General features: G+C 72.1%; 8 protein-coding genes. 6 read left to right on the top strand and 2 right to left on the bottom strand.

The features are described 5' to 3' along the window. Window positions 1-326 precede the first annotated feature (326 nt). Genes ACWDR0_RS00550 through ACWDR0_RS00540 form a run of 3 tightly spaced genes read left to right on the top strand, consistent with a single transcriptional unit; the run spans window position 327 to window position 8,562 of the window. Window positions 327-5,867, top strand: a complete 5,541-nt coding sequence (locus ACWDR0_RS00550) for a glutamate synthase-related protein (protein WP_456349361.1) — start codon at window positions 327-329, stop codon at window positions 5,865-5,867. After that, window positions 5,864-7,624, top strand: coding sequence for a sulfite reductase subunit alpha (locus tag ACWDR0_RS00545; protein WP_456349360.1), 1,761 nt, complete (start codon window positions 5,864-5,866; stop codon window positions 7,622-7,624). Before ACWDR0_RS00550 ends, ACWDR0_RS00545 begins: the two co-directional genes overlap by 4 nt. A 2-nt stretch (window positions 7,625-7,626) precedes the next feature. Next, window positions 7,627-8,562, top strand: a complete 936-nt coding sequence (locus tag ACWDR0_RS00540; protein WP_456349359.1) for a hypothetical protein — start codon at window positions 7,627-7,629, stop codon at window positions 8,560-8,562. A 271-nt stretch (window positions 8,563-8,833) separates the two neighbouring features. Here the strand turns inward: ACWDR0_RS00540 and ACWDR0_RS00535 are convergent, their stop codons facing one another. Beyond that, window positions 8,834-9,601 carry an SDR family NAD(P)-dependent oxidoreductase gene (locus ACWDR0_RS00535; protein WP_456349358.1) on the bottom strand — a complete coding sequence of 256 codons (768 nt, stop codon included), beginning with the start codon at window positions 9,599-9,601 and terminating at the stop codon, window positions 8,834-8,836. 133 nt (window positions 9,602-9,734) lie between these two features. Between ACWDR0_RS00535 and ACWDR0_RS00530 the strand changes: the two genes are divergently transcribed. The 3 genes from ACWDR0_RS00530 (at window position 9,735) to ACWDR0_RS00520 (ending at window position 11,892) form a co-directional block, all read left to right on the top strand. Beyond that, the gene (locus ACWDR0_RS00530) at window positions 9,735-10,409 is read left to right on the top strand and encodes a TetR family transcriptional regulator (protein WP_456349357.1); all 675 of its coding nucleotides are present in this window, start codon (window positions 9,735-9,737) and stop codon (window positions 10,407-10,409) included. A gap of 28 nt (window positions 10,410-10,437) precedes the next feature. Continuing rightward, window positions 10,438-11,106: an NAD(P)H-binding protein gene (locus ACWDR0_RS00525; RefSeq protein ID WP_456349356.1), complete on the top strand. Its 669-nt coding sequence runs from the start codon at window positions 10,438-10,440 to the stop codon at window positions 11,104-11,106. 156 nt (window positions 11,107-11,262) lie between these two features. Further along, window positions 11,263-11,892 (top strand): class I SAM-dependent methyltransferase, encoded by a 630-nt coding sequence (locus ACWDR0_RS00520; RefSeq protein ID WP_456349355.1) that lies wholly within the window; start codon window positions 11,263-11,265, stop codon window positions 11,890-11,892. 184 nt (window positions 11,893-12,076) lie between these two features. Here the strand turns inward: ACWDR0_RS00520 and ACWDR0_RS00515 are convergent, their stop codons facing one another. Next, window positions 12,077-12,550 (bottom strand): hypothetical protein, encoded by a 474-nt coding sequence (locus ACWDR0_RS00515; RefSeq protein WP_456349354.1) that lies wholly within the window; start codon window positions 12,548-12,550, stop codon window positions 12,077-12,079. Window positions 12,551-12,563: the final 13 nt, after the last annotated feature.

Here is a 12,563-nt window from a genome sequence, read left to right as displayed (position 1 = left end):
CCGGCGCGGCCAGGGTGCCGTCGTTCACCGCGATCACCCGAGAAGTACCACGGCCCGCCGACAGTGCCCCCGGAGTGCCCCTGGGCGCCGCCGGAAGCGCCCCCGGACACGGCCCCGCGGCTGCCGCCGCGGGCCGGCCCGCCGACGTCCCCGCAGGAGCCCGGCGGCCACCGTGACGGCCGTCACTTGCGGTAGCCCTCAGGCAAGGCTTACCGTGCAGTTTCGATTACTCGGGGCTCGGCCGTCACGACGGCCGCCCGCGGCGAGCGCTCCACCGACGCAGCCTGGCCGTCCGCTGCCGGAATTTTCTCGCCGACAGGACCCATGTGACTTCCTCCGCCTTCGGTCTGTACAGCCCTGCCCGTGAGCACAGCGCCTGTGGCGTCGGCTTCATCACCCGTCTCGACGGGACACCGAGCCATGACGTCATACGCAAGGGCGACGAAGCGCTCCGCGTCATCCCGCACCGCGGCGGCACGTCCGCCGAGGGGGTCGGTGACGGCGCGGGCGTCAGCGTCGACCTGTCCGTGGAGTTCTTCCGGGCGATCACCGGCGAGGAGCTGCGCGCCGGACACTTCGGCGTCGCGAACTGCTTCGTCCCTTCCGGCGACCGCCGCGACGGCGCGGTGGAGCTGGTCGGCCGGTGCGTCGCCGAGCAGGGCTTCGACGTCCTGCTGGTCCGTGACGTCCCCGTCGACCACAGCGTCGCCCGGCCCGCGGCCGAGCAGTACCAGCTGCCCATCGTGCAGTGGGTGTTCCGGGCTCCCGCCGACTGGGCGCGCGCCGATGTCGACGCCGCCGCCAACCGGGCCCTGCTCGCCGTCGAGGCCGCCGCCTACGCCGAGGACGCCTACGCCGGCCTGTACCCGCTCTCGCTGAGCGCCCGCACCCAGGTGCTCAAGGGGCGGCTCAACTCCGGTGAGGTCATCGGCTACTTCCGGGACCTCTGCGACCCCCGGCACTCGGTCCGCTCGCTGTACTTCCACACCCGGTTCTCGACGAACACCGAACCGCACCCCACCATGGCGCAGCCGTTCCGGCTGATGGCGCACAACGGCGAACTCAACACCGACCGCAAGAACCGGCTCTCCGACGAGGCGCTCGCCCGCGCCCGGACCCGGAGCATCGTGCGCCCGCCCGGCCAGTCGGACTCCAGCCGGCTCGACCAGACCCTCCAGAGCCGGGTCTTCGACGACGGCCTGGACCTCGTCGAGGCCGTGGTCTCCCTGATGCCGCCCGCGTGGGAGAACGACCGCACACTGCCCCCGGCCGTCCGGGACATGCTGGAGTACTTCTCGCTCTACGAGGAGAAGAACGACGGCCCGGCCGCCGTGATCTTCAGCGACGGCGATGTCGTCGGCGCCCGCCTCGACCGGCTCGGGCTGCGCCCGCTGCGCACCGTGGAGACCGCCGAGTACCTCGTGGTGTCGTCGGAGGCGGGCCAGATCGCGTTCCCCGACGGCGAGGTCGTGCGCCGCGGCCGGATCGAGGCCGGCGGCATGCTCGTCGTCGACCACCGCACCGGCCGCACGATGCGCACCGCCGAGGTCCTCACCGCCCTCGCCGCCCGCCGCCCCTACCCGGAGCTGCTGGCCTCCTGCCGGGTGAACCTCGACGAGCTGCCCGCCCCCGACGGCAACCGGGGCACCTCGACCCTCGGATACGACGGCGACCTCACGCTCGCCGGCCGCTACGTGGCCTACTCGCTGAACCAGGAGAGCTTCCGGTTCATGCTGGACCCGATGCTCGCCAACGGGTCCGAGCGGATCTCGGCCATGGGCTACGGCAACGCCATCAACGCGCTCAGCGACACCGAGGGCGGGATGGCGAAGTACTTCTCCCAGCGCTTCGCCCAGGTGACCAACCCGCCGCTGGACAGCATCCGCGAGGCCGACGGTATGAGCATGCGGGTCGCGCTCGGCCCGAAGCCCGACGGCACGGGCCGCACCGACGGCCGCCAGCTCGTCGTCGAGTCGCCCGTCCTCGGCCACCTCGACATGGTCCGCCTGCGCGACCAGGACGTCGTACCGCTGGAACGCTTCGGCATGCTGTACGAGCCCGTGCCCGGCGACCCGGCCGCCAACGCCGACGCCCTGCGATCCGCCCTCGGACGGCTCTGCGACGACGTCGAGCGGTTCGCCGCCGGGGGCGGCGGCATCGCGCTCCTCACCGACCGGGCGGTCTCGTCGGCCCGCGCGCCGCTGCCGGTGATCCTCGCCGTCGCGGCCGTCAACCAGCGCCTCATCGACACCGGTCTGCGGCTGCGTCTCTCCATCGTCGCGGAGAGCGGCCAGCTGGCCTCCTCGCACCATGTCGCGACCGCCCTCGGCTTCGGCGCCTCGGCGGTCTACAGCCTCAGCGCCCGGCTGCGCGCCGAGGAGAAGTACCCGAGCGCCGCGGCGCCCGCGGGCGAGATCACCGCGACCGACCGGGCGCTGGCCAGGTTCCGCAAGGCGGCCGAGAAGTCGCTCGCCAAGACCATGGGCCGGGTCGGGCTCTGCACCGCCGAGAGCTACATCGGCGGCGAGTTCTTCGAGCCGAACTACCTCGACACCCGCGACGACGTGTTCGCCCGGATCTTCCCGCATCTGGAGTCCCCGGTCGGCGGCGTCGGCTTCGTCCGGATCGCGCAGGCCGCCACCGACTGGCACGAGCGGGCCCGTACCGTCGCGGGCGAGCAGGAGATCCCGCTGCTCGGCCTCTTCAAGGAGCGGTCGGACGGCGCCGGTCACTCCTTCGGCACCACCGCCGTACGCGGCTTCGCCGGAATGACCGAGGAGAAGCCGGAGTTCGGCCGGACGGACGACCCGGACGCGCTCCGCCTCCTCACCCTCGGGCAGCTCGACGACGCCTTCGGCATCACCGACACCGCGTACCGCAACACCGGCTACGACGCGCTGAGCGACGCCGAGATCGACGCGTTCCGGATCACCCCCGGCTACCGGTCGTTCCTGCGGGCCACCCACGAGGAGCGGTCCCGCCGCCCCTCCGCGCTCCGCGACGTCCTCGCCCTGCCCGCCGATGTCACCACCGCCGCCACCCCCGAGGACTTCGCCCGCGAGCTGGGCGGGTTCGCCACCGACGGCAACGCGAGCGTCACCGTCCGCGGACTGGAGGTCTCCCCGCCGGACACCTCCGCCGGGGACGCCCCCGGAGCCTTCCTGCTCCGGCTGACCGGCCCGGGCACCGACGGCGCCGCCCGGCACACCGCGCTCGCCGCCGGTCTGGCCCTCGCCCACCCGGGCGAGATCACCACCGACGGTGCGACGGCCGACGGCGTGCGGGTCACCGCCACCGGCAGGGCCGCGGAACTGCTCGCGCTCCTCGACGGCGCGCCCGGCGCCGTCCCGCTGGACGAGGTGCAGCCCGCCCACCAGATCACCCGCGCCCTCGCCTCCGGCGCGATGAGCCACGGCGCGCTGGTGGCGACCGCCCACGAGGCCGTCGCCCACGGCACCAACATGGTCGGCGGCATGTCGAACAGCGGCGAGGGCGGCGAACACCACTCCCGCTACGGAACCATCCGCGGCTCCCGCATCAAGCAGTTCGCGTCCGGCCGGTTCGGCATCTGGGCGGGCTATCTCGCCGATCCCATGCTGGAAGAGCTGGAAATCAAGATCGGCCAGGGCGCGAAGCCCGGCGAGGGCGGCCAGCTGCCCGCGCCGAAGGTCACCGTCGACATCGCCGCCGCCCGCGGCGGCACCCCCGGCATCGAGCTGATCTCGCCGCCGCCGCACCACGACACCTACTCCATCGAGGACCTCGCGCAGCTCATCCACGACTGCAAGGCCGCCCGGGTCCGGGTCGTGGTGAAGCTGGTCTCCTCGGAGGGCATCGGCACCATCGCGGTCGGCGTCGCCAAGGCCGGCGCCGATGTCATCAACGTCGCCGGGAACACCGGCGGCACCGGCGCCGCGGCCGTCACCAGCCTCAAGTACGCCGGACGGTCCGCCGAGATCGGCGTTGCCGAGGTCCACCAGGCGCTGGTCGCCAACGGGCTCCGGCAGAAGGTCGTGCTGCGTTGCTCCGGCGCGCACCAGACCGGCGGCGACGTCGTCACCTCGGCGCTGCTCGGGGCCGACAGCTTCGAGTTCGGCACCACCGCGCTGATGATGCTCGGCTGCGTCATGGCGAAGAACTGCAATGTGAAGTGCCCCGCCGGGCTCACCACGAACGCCGAGGTGTTCGAGGGCGACCCGCGGGCCCTGGCCCAGTACCTCCTCAACATCGCGCACGACGTCCGCGGGATCCTCGCCCGGCTGGGACTGCGGTCGCTGCGCGAGGCCCGGGGCCGCTCCGACCTGCTCCAGCTGGTCGACCACCCCACGGGCACCGGCCGTCTCGACGTCCGCAGGCTGCTCGCCCGGGTTCCCGCGAAGACCGTCGAGAACCCCGAGTACCTGGAGAAGGACTTCACCACCGACGACGCCCTCGTCGAACGGGTCCGCGCCGCGCTCCTCACCCGCCGCGAGCCGTCCGTGCTCATCGACGGCATCCGCCTCGGCAACAGCGACAAGTCGGTCGGCGGACAGCTCGGCATCGACGTCGAGCGGCTCCTCAACCACGAACTCGGCGCGGACGAGCTGGCCGGGGTCCCCGCCGTCGTCACCGACGACCGCGGCCGCCGCCGGCTCGCCGACGGCGCCGTCCGGATCCGCACCACCGGCTCCGCCGGCCAGTCCTACGGCGTGTTCTGCAACGACGGCATCACCCTGGAGCACACCGGCACCGCCAACGACGGTGTCGGCAAGAGCCAGAGCGGCGGCCGGATCATCGTCCGCACCCCGGGCGGCGGCAGCGCCGACCCCGGCGGCAATGTACTGATCGGAAACTTCGCGCTGTTCGGCGCGACCGGCGGCCGGACCTTCGTCCGGGGCGAGGCCGGCGACCGGTTCGCCGTCCGGAACTCCGGCGCGACCGCGGTCGTGGAGGGCGTCGGCGACTTCGGCTGCGAGTACATGACCGGCGGTACCGTGCTCAACCTCGGCGGCTTCGGCAAGGGCCTGGGCAACGGAATGAGCGGCGGCTTCCTCTACCAGTACGACCCGGCGGGCGAACTGCCCGGCCGGGTGAGCGCCGACTCCCTGCTGGTGTTCCCGGTGACCGCCACCGAACACGGCGCCTTCCACGAGGAGGCCGTACGCCTCCTCCTGGGCTGGCACCTGGAGGCCACCGGCTCGCCCCTCGCGGCCCGGCTGCTGGAGAACTGGGACGACGAGCGGCAGCACGTGTACTGCGGGATGCCCCGCGCCCTGCTGCTGTACCAGGACGCCTCCGAGATCCTCGCCGCGGCGACCCGCGGCGAACTCCTCGACGAACTCGCCGGCTCGATTGCGACGGACAAGCTCCGGGCCTTCAAGGTCGACTACCGCGACCGCCGCACCGTGCTCGGTGGCCGGGCGCCCGCCCTCGGCGACCCGGGCGGCAACGACATGTTCTCGCTGCTGTCGTCGTACGCGGTCCTCGGCGTCGCCCAGGACGTCGCGCTCGCCCGGACCCCGGGGGCCACCGGCCCGGACGACCCGCGGATCGCCGCGGCCGTCCGCAACCTGGTGCTCACCGAGGACTTCTCCGTCCGGCAGCGCGTGGTCAAGTACCTGCGCGGCACCCTGGAACGGTTCGACGACGGCGAACTCGCCACCCTCATCGCGGTCAAGCGCCTCGACGACTACAAGAGCGCGCTCCGGCAGCGGAACAACCTCAGCGTGGACGCCCCCGGCACCTACGGCTGGATCACCCACCAGAACACCAAGAACGCCGGCCGGGTCCGTGCCGCGCGGTTCGACGAACTCCTCGCGACGGCGGCCCTGGACGACATCGCCGGCCGCAGCGTCCCGCAGGCCCCCACCGAGGCGGTTGCCCCATGACAGTCATGTCCCCGACCGGATTGCTCATCCCGGCCGACGCGCCCTTCTCCGCCGAGCAGGAGTCCTGGCTCGCCGGGTTCATCGCCGGAATCACCGCCGCCGGACGGCGGGACAACACCGCCGCCGAGCCCCCCGCGGCCACGGTCGACGTCCTGTTCGGCACCCAGACCGGGACCGCCGAACTCCTCGCCGGCGAGATCGTCGCCGGGGCCCGGACCCGCGGCCTCGGCGGCACCGCCACCGCTCTCGACGACATCACGCCCGAGCGCCTCGCCGCGATGTCGTACCTGGTCGTCGTCGTCTCGACCTACGGCGAGGGCGAGATGCCCGACAACGCCGGACTGTTCTGGGACGCGCTCCGGGCCGACGACGCACCGCGCCTGGAGGGACTGCGCTACGCCGTCCTCGGCCTCGGCGACCGCGGCTACGACGACTTCTGCCAGGCCGGGAAGGACCTCGACACCCGGCTGGAGCAGCTCGGCGCCGTCCGGCTGCACGACCGCGTCGACTGCGACGTCGAGTACGAGGAGCCCGCCGCGGCCTGGACCACCGCCGTACTGGACCTCCTCGCCGCCGAGACCGGCGCCGCGCCCTCCGCGGCCGCCGGGACGGCGGAGGCCGCGCCCGCGGCCCCCGCCACCCGCTCCCCCTGGAACAAGCGGAACCCCTACCGCTCCCCGCTCCGCGTCAACCGGCTGCTCTCCTCGCCGGACAGCGCCAAGGAGATCCGCCACTACGAGCTCTGCCTCGGCGACAGCGGTATCACCTACCAGGCCGGGGACGCGCTCGCCGTCGTACCCGTCAACGACGAGGCCCTCGTCGCCGCGCTCCTCGAACAGCTCGGCGCGGACGGCGGCGAGGACTTCGGCGGCCTGCCCCTCGCCGAGGTGCTGAGCACCGGACGCGAGATCCGCACCCCCTCCAAGGAACTGGTCGCCGACCTCGCGGCGCGGACGCCGTCGAGCGGCCTGGCCGCGGTCGTCGCCCGCGGCGACCGGGCCGCCCTGGACGCCTGGCTGGAGTGCCGGGACGTCCTCGACCTGCTCCGGGAGGCCGGCCCCGCCGCACCGGGCGCCGCCGAGCTGGTGCCGATGCTCCGGCCGCTCCAGGCCCGGCAGTACTCGATTTCGTCCAGCCCGCTGGCCCATCCGGACCGGATCCACCTCACCGTCGCGTCCGTCCGCTACACCGCGGGGGACCGCGGGTACGAGGGAGTCGCCTCCACCTATCTCGCGGACCGCGCGGGCGACGGCGGGGAGATCGCCGTCTATCTCCAGCCGAACGCCTCCTTCGGCGTCCCGGCCGACGACGGCGCCCCGATGATCATGATCGGTCCCGGTACCGGTGTCGCACCGTTCCGCGGCTTCCTGCACGAGCGCGCGGCGCGCGGCGCCGACGGCCGGAACTGGCTGTTCTTCGGCGACCAGCACCGCAGCACCGACTTCGTGTACGAGGACGAGCTGGCCGGGTTCCGGGAGTCCGGCCTGCTCACCCGGCTCGACCTCGCGTTCTCCCGCGACCAGGCGGAGAAGGTCTATGTGCAGACCCGGATGCGCGAGCAGTCGCGGGAGCTGTACGCCTGGCTGGAGGACGGCGCGTACGTGTACGTCTGCGGCGACGCCTCCCGGATGGCGAAGGACGTCGAGACGGCCCTGCTCGCCGTCATCGCCGAGCAGCGCGGACTGGGCGACGACGACGCCGCGCAGTACCTGGCGGACCTGCGCCGGGCGAAGCGCTACGTCCGGGACGTGTACTGAGCATGGCGGAGCAGCACTCCGCGCCGCGGGGCACCGGTGGGCTCTGCGCGTTCGCGGCGTGCTGCACCCGCCGGAACAGCACCGTACGGCCGGTCGGTGCCCGGATGCCGGAGCTGGCCCGCAGTCTGACGCTGTTCCGGCACGTCCAGGCGGTCACCGCGGGCCCGGCCGCCCGGATCGAACAGGCAGGCAGCTACGCGGTGCCGAGCCTGTGCGGTGAACCGTTCACCGTCCGGCCCGGTGCCGTCGCGCTGCGCCTCGACGGCGCGGCCGTCACCGCGGCCGAGATCGAACGGGACGGCGGCACCGGTGCGGTCACCCTGCTCCTCTACGCCGCCGGGGGCCGGATCGCGCACCGGGGACGCCTGCTCTCCGAGGCCGACCGGCTGCTCGCCGAACTGGTCGGCCCCCCGGCCGCCGGGCCGTCCACCGCCCCCGCGGCCGGGTCCGCCGTCCCGGCCCGGGAGGACGGCGATCAGCTCGCCCGGCTCGACGCGATCCTGCTGGACGGCGGCGCCGCCCGGCACGCCGCCTCTACCCGCTACCGCGGCGAACACCGGCCCCTCGACCCCGGCGCCGTACCGGCACTGCTGGAGAACCTCCACGCCACCGGCCTGCCGGTCGATGCCGCGGTCTTCGCCCCGGCGGCCGCCCAGGCATGCCGCGGCCCGGTGCGCGTCACCGATACGACCACCCGGGGACGGGTGTTCGCGGTGATCGGGGACGCCTCCCTGGAGATCGACCTCCCGGCCGTCCGGGCGGCCCGGCTGGTCCGCTCCACGGCGGCCCACGGCCCGGTCTCGGCGATCGAACTGGACGACGCCGAGGGCCGCTGCGCGGCGGTCCTCACCCAGTTCGGCACGGTGGGGGAGGACGTGCACACCGCCTGGGAGCGCCTCACGGCGTCCCTCCCGGGCGGCGGCGCGGGCACGCGCTAAGTGCGTGTTTCCGGACGCGTTTCCAGCGCACGGCGGCGAAGCCGCCGCCGACCCACTTCGAGCGGGGACAGGTGGACAGACCGCCGAACCGATCCGGGCCGGACGACCCCACCGTTGCGACAACCGATCGGGCTGGTGCCGGTGGCCGAGGGTCTGTTGGTGCGGTTTGTGTGGCTTCGCTGATTGGGCCCGTCGCGGTGGGTGTCCACGACGGGCCTTGCCCTGCCCCGCGGTTGGGGTGGTTGGCATGCGAGTGGCGCACGCGCGGGGGTTACTTCGCCTGGAAGCCGCCGTCGATGTTGAGGATCGTGCCCGCGACGAAGGAGGACTCGTCGGAGAGGAGCCAGTGGATGCCCGCGGCGATCTCCCGGGGCAGGCCCATGCGGCCGATCGGGTGCATCGCGGTGATGGTGTCCTCGTCGTACTGGCCGAGCGAGATGGCGTTGGCGATGATGTCGGTCTTGATCGCGCCGGGGGCGACTGCGTTCACGCGCACACCCTGGGAGGAGTACTCCAGGCCCGCGGTCTTGGTCAGGCCGACGACCGCATGCTTGGTGGCCGCGTACGGGCCGCTCCACGGGATGCCGTTGAGGCCGGCGATGGAGGCCAGGTTGACGATGGTGCCCCCGTGGCCGCCGGCGAGCATCTCCTGGATCTCGCGCTGCAGGCACAGGAACAGGCCCATCACGTTCGTGGACAGCATCTCCTGGAACTTCACCGGGTCGGCGTCGGCGATCGCGGCGGTCTCGTGGGCCAGACCGGCGTTGTTGACCGCGTGGTCCAGGCGGCCGTAGTCGGCCAGGACCGAGTCGAACAGGGCCTTGATGCTCTCCGGCGATTCCATGTCCGCCACCACGAACGAGGCGCTGCCGCCGTCCTTGGTCAGCTCCTCGACCGCCCGCGTGCCCACGTCCGCACGCCGCCCGCTCAGGACGACATGCACGCCGTCCGCGACCAGCAGCCGCGCGGTCTCCTTGCCGATACCCGTCGCACCGCCGGTGATGACCGCAACCTTCTTGTCACTCTTGTTGCTGCTCATGATGTGGATCTCCTCCAGGAATCGCTTACGCACGCCCCACCCCGACCCCTTAACGGACCGGCGGTCTCTTGAGAGAAAACATAAGAGACCGGCGGTCCGATGTCAAAAGACCGGCGGTCTGTAGGATGGGGTGATGGCAACCTTTCAACGTGCTCGAAGTGATGAGCAGCGCGAGCTCCGGCGGCAGGCGATCCTGGACGCCACGGCTGCGATGCTCGCCGAGATGCCGGTCGCCGAGGTCAGCCTCAACGAGCTGAGCCGACGTGTCGGCCTGGCCAAGTCCAACGTGCTGCGCTACTTCGAATCGCGCGAGGCCATCCTGTTGGAGCTGCTGGACAGCGGGTGGAAACAGTGGACGGCCGAACTGCCCGACCGGCTCGCCGCCGGAATCGACCCCGGCCAGCCGGTGGGCCGGCGTGGCGACGCGTTCGCGGCCGTGTTCACCCACTCCCTTGCGGAGCACCGGGTGCTGTGCGACCTGCTCAGCGCGCAGGCCGGTGTCCTGGAGCACAACGTGTCCGCGGAGGTCGCCGCCCGGTACAAGAAAGCGGCCATCGGCAATGTCGTCGCGCTGGCCGATCTGGCGCGACAGCACCTGCCCGAACTGGGCGACGGGGCGCAGCAGTTCAGCGCGCAGGTCTACATGGCGGCCGGCGCCGTCTGGACCCACGCCCGACCCTCCCCGGGCATGCTCGCCGCCTACGACACGGACCCGTCCCTGGCCGCGCTACGCATGGACTTCACCTCCTCTCTGCAGGAGATGGTGGCCACCCTCATCGCCGGCACCCTCGCCCGTACGGCGCCCTGACCGCCGCCTCACCCCACTGGGAGCAACCATGCGTGTGGCCGTTTTCGGAGCGTCCGGAATGGTGGGTCAGGGCGTGCTGCGCGCCTGCCTCCGGGAGCAGAGCGTCGACCAGGTCCTGCTCGTCGTACGCACGTCTCTGAACGTCGAAGACCCGAAAGTCCGGGAGGTCGTGCACACGGACTTCGGCGACTTCACCGCGGTCCAGGGCGAGTTCGAGGGGCTGGACGCCTGCTTCTTCTGCCTGGGCATCTCCTCGTCCGGACGCGACGAGGAGGAGTACACCCGGATTACGCACGACTACACGCTGGCCGCCGCCCGGGCAGTGAGCGCGAACAACCCCGCGCTGACCTTCACCTATGTGTCGGGGGTGGGGACCGACAGCACCGAGTCGGGCCGTTCCATGTGGGCGCGGGTCAAGGGCCGAACGGAGAACGAACTGCTGGCGATGCCCTTCCACGCCTACATGTTCCGGCCCGGCTACATCCAGCCGCGCCACGGCGCCGTCTCCAGGACAGCCTCCTATCGCCTGGCGTACCGGCTCACATCGTGGCTCTATCCCGGATTGCACCGGCTGGCCCCCAGGCACATGACCACCACCGAGCATCTGGGACGCGCGATGATCGCTGTTGTGAGTCTCAAGGGCACTGGCCCTTCGGTGCTGTACAGCCCGGAGATCAACCGGCTCGGTGCCGCGTGACACGGAAGGCGTGAGAACCCGTCTTTGAACCTGAAGATCAATGAGCGGTGTGCATCGTGAAGGTGCTGGTCGCGGGTCGGGCGGTGCGGCTGGTCCCGGACCGGGCGTCAGGGGTGGAGAACGGCTGCGAACGGTGCGGGTGTTAGTTTCCTTCCCGTGTTAAGACACCAGGAAGAGACCAGGGCGGCCTACGACGGAGTCGTGGACCTGTATGCCTCGATGTTCAGTAGTCAGTTGGAGACGCGGCCGTTCGCGCGGAACATGATCGGCACCTTCGCCGAGCTCGTGCATGGCACGGGGAACCTGCGGGTGGCTGATGTCGGGTGCGGACCTGGTCATCTGACGGCCATGCTGCACGACTTGGGGCTGGACGCCTTCGGGCTCGACCTCTCCCCGGCCATGGTCGACCACGCTCGGCAGGCCCATCCGGCGCTGCGGTTCGACGAAGCGCGAATGGAAGCCCTGCCGGTCGAGGACGGCACGCTCGGCGGAGTGCTGGCCCACTACTCGATGATCCATACCCCACCCGGGGAATTGCCCGGACTGCTCGCCGAGCAGGTGCGTGTCCTGGCACCCGGAGGCCTGCTCCTGGTGTCCCTCTTCGGGACCGAGGGATCGGAGCCGGTCCGCTTCGACCACAAGGTGACGCCCGCCTATAGCTGGCCGGCGGACCGGTTCGCCGAGCTACTGGCCGGAGCCGGCCTCGTCACGTTCGCCCGGCTGCTCCACGACCCAGCGACCGAGCGGGGCTTCCTCGACACCCATGTGCTGGCCCGCCGCCCGTAGGGCATGGGTCGTGGCCTGCGTCGCACTGCCTGGAACGGCACGTCGCCGAGCAGAACATCGCGTGTGCCCTGGCATCCGGCCTCAGCCGTTCACCACAGCCCTCACAGACCCTCTCCCCGGCCCGGTCGGCACCCACGGACACCGAAGCTTGGGCTACTCGTCAATCGAGGCTTGGAAACACGCTCTAAGCCGTATCGACCGGGACCGGCCGGATCAGCAGGACGGGCTCGCCGTCCGCCGGGAGTTCGCGCCCGCCGGACATGACGGACGGTCCCGCGAGCCGTGTGCGGGCGGTACTGGCGAGGTACCACCGGCCGCCGACCAGGGCCAGGGAGTAGTACGGATCAGCGGGGTCGACATCGGCGAAGGCCGGATCGGCACCGCACAGGACGTCCGCCCCGAACCGTTCCGCGATGTGCTCCGCGAGGCGCAGATCGGGGTACGGCCCGAGCTCGCAGACGCAGTGGTGCACCACCAGACCGAGCGGCCACGCCGGATCGCCGGTGGGCTCCAGACCCGCCCATACGCTGCCGATACCGTCCGGTACCGCGGCTCCGGGAGGCTGGATCACGAGCGGCGAACCGGGCGGGGCGAGGCTCGCGAACAGGCCCGTCACCTCGGCGACGGAGAGCGGCCGCGACACGGTGATACCGAACATGACCGTCCTCCGG

The organism is Streptomyces sp. NPDC003691 (genome assembly GCF_053981115.1).
Note: the sequence above shows the minus strand (reverse complement) of the source record. Positions and strands in the feature narration are given on the sequence as shown.

Coding starts and splice junctions, on each gene's coding strand:
- ACWDR0_RS00515 (WP_456349354.1), bottom strand. CDS start 12,550: ATGTTCGGTATCACCGTGTCGCGGCCGCTCTCCGTCGCCGAGGTGACG.
- ACWDR0_RS00540 (WP_456349359.1), top strand. CDS start 7,627: ATGGCGGAGCAGCACTCCGCGCCGCGGGGCACCGGTGGGCTCTGCGCG.
- ACWDR0_RS00525 (WP_456349356.1), top strand. CDS start 10,438: ATGCGTGTGGCCGTTTTCGGAGCGTCCGGAATGGTGGGTCAGGGCGTG.
- ACWDR0_RS00530 (WP_456349357.1), top strand. CDS start 9,735: ATGGCAACCTTTCAACGTGCTCGAAGTGATGAGCAGCGCGAGCTCCGG.
- ACWDR0_RS00545 (WP_456349360.1), top strand. CDS start 5,864: ATGACAGTCATGTCCCCGACCGGATTGCTCATCCCGGCCGACGCGCCC.
- ACWDR0_RS00535 (WP_456349358.1), bottom strand. CDS start 9,601: ATGAGCAGCAACAAGAGTGACAAGAAGGTTGCGGTCATCACCGGCGGT.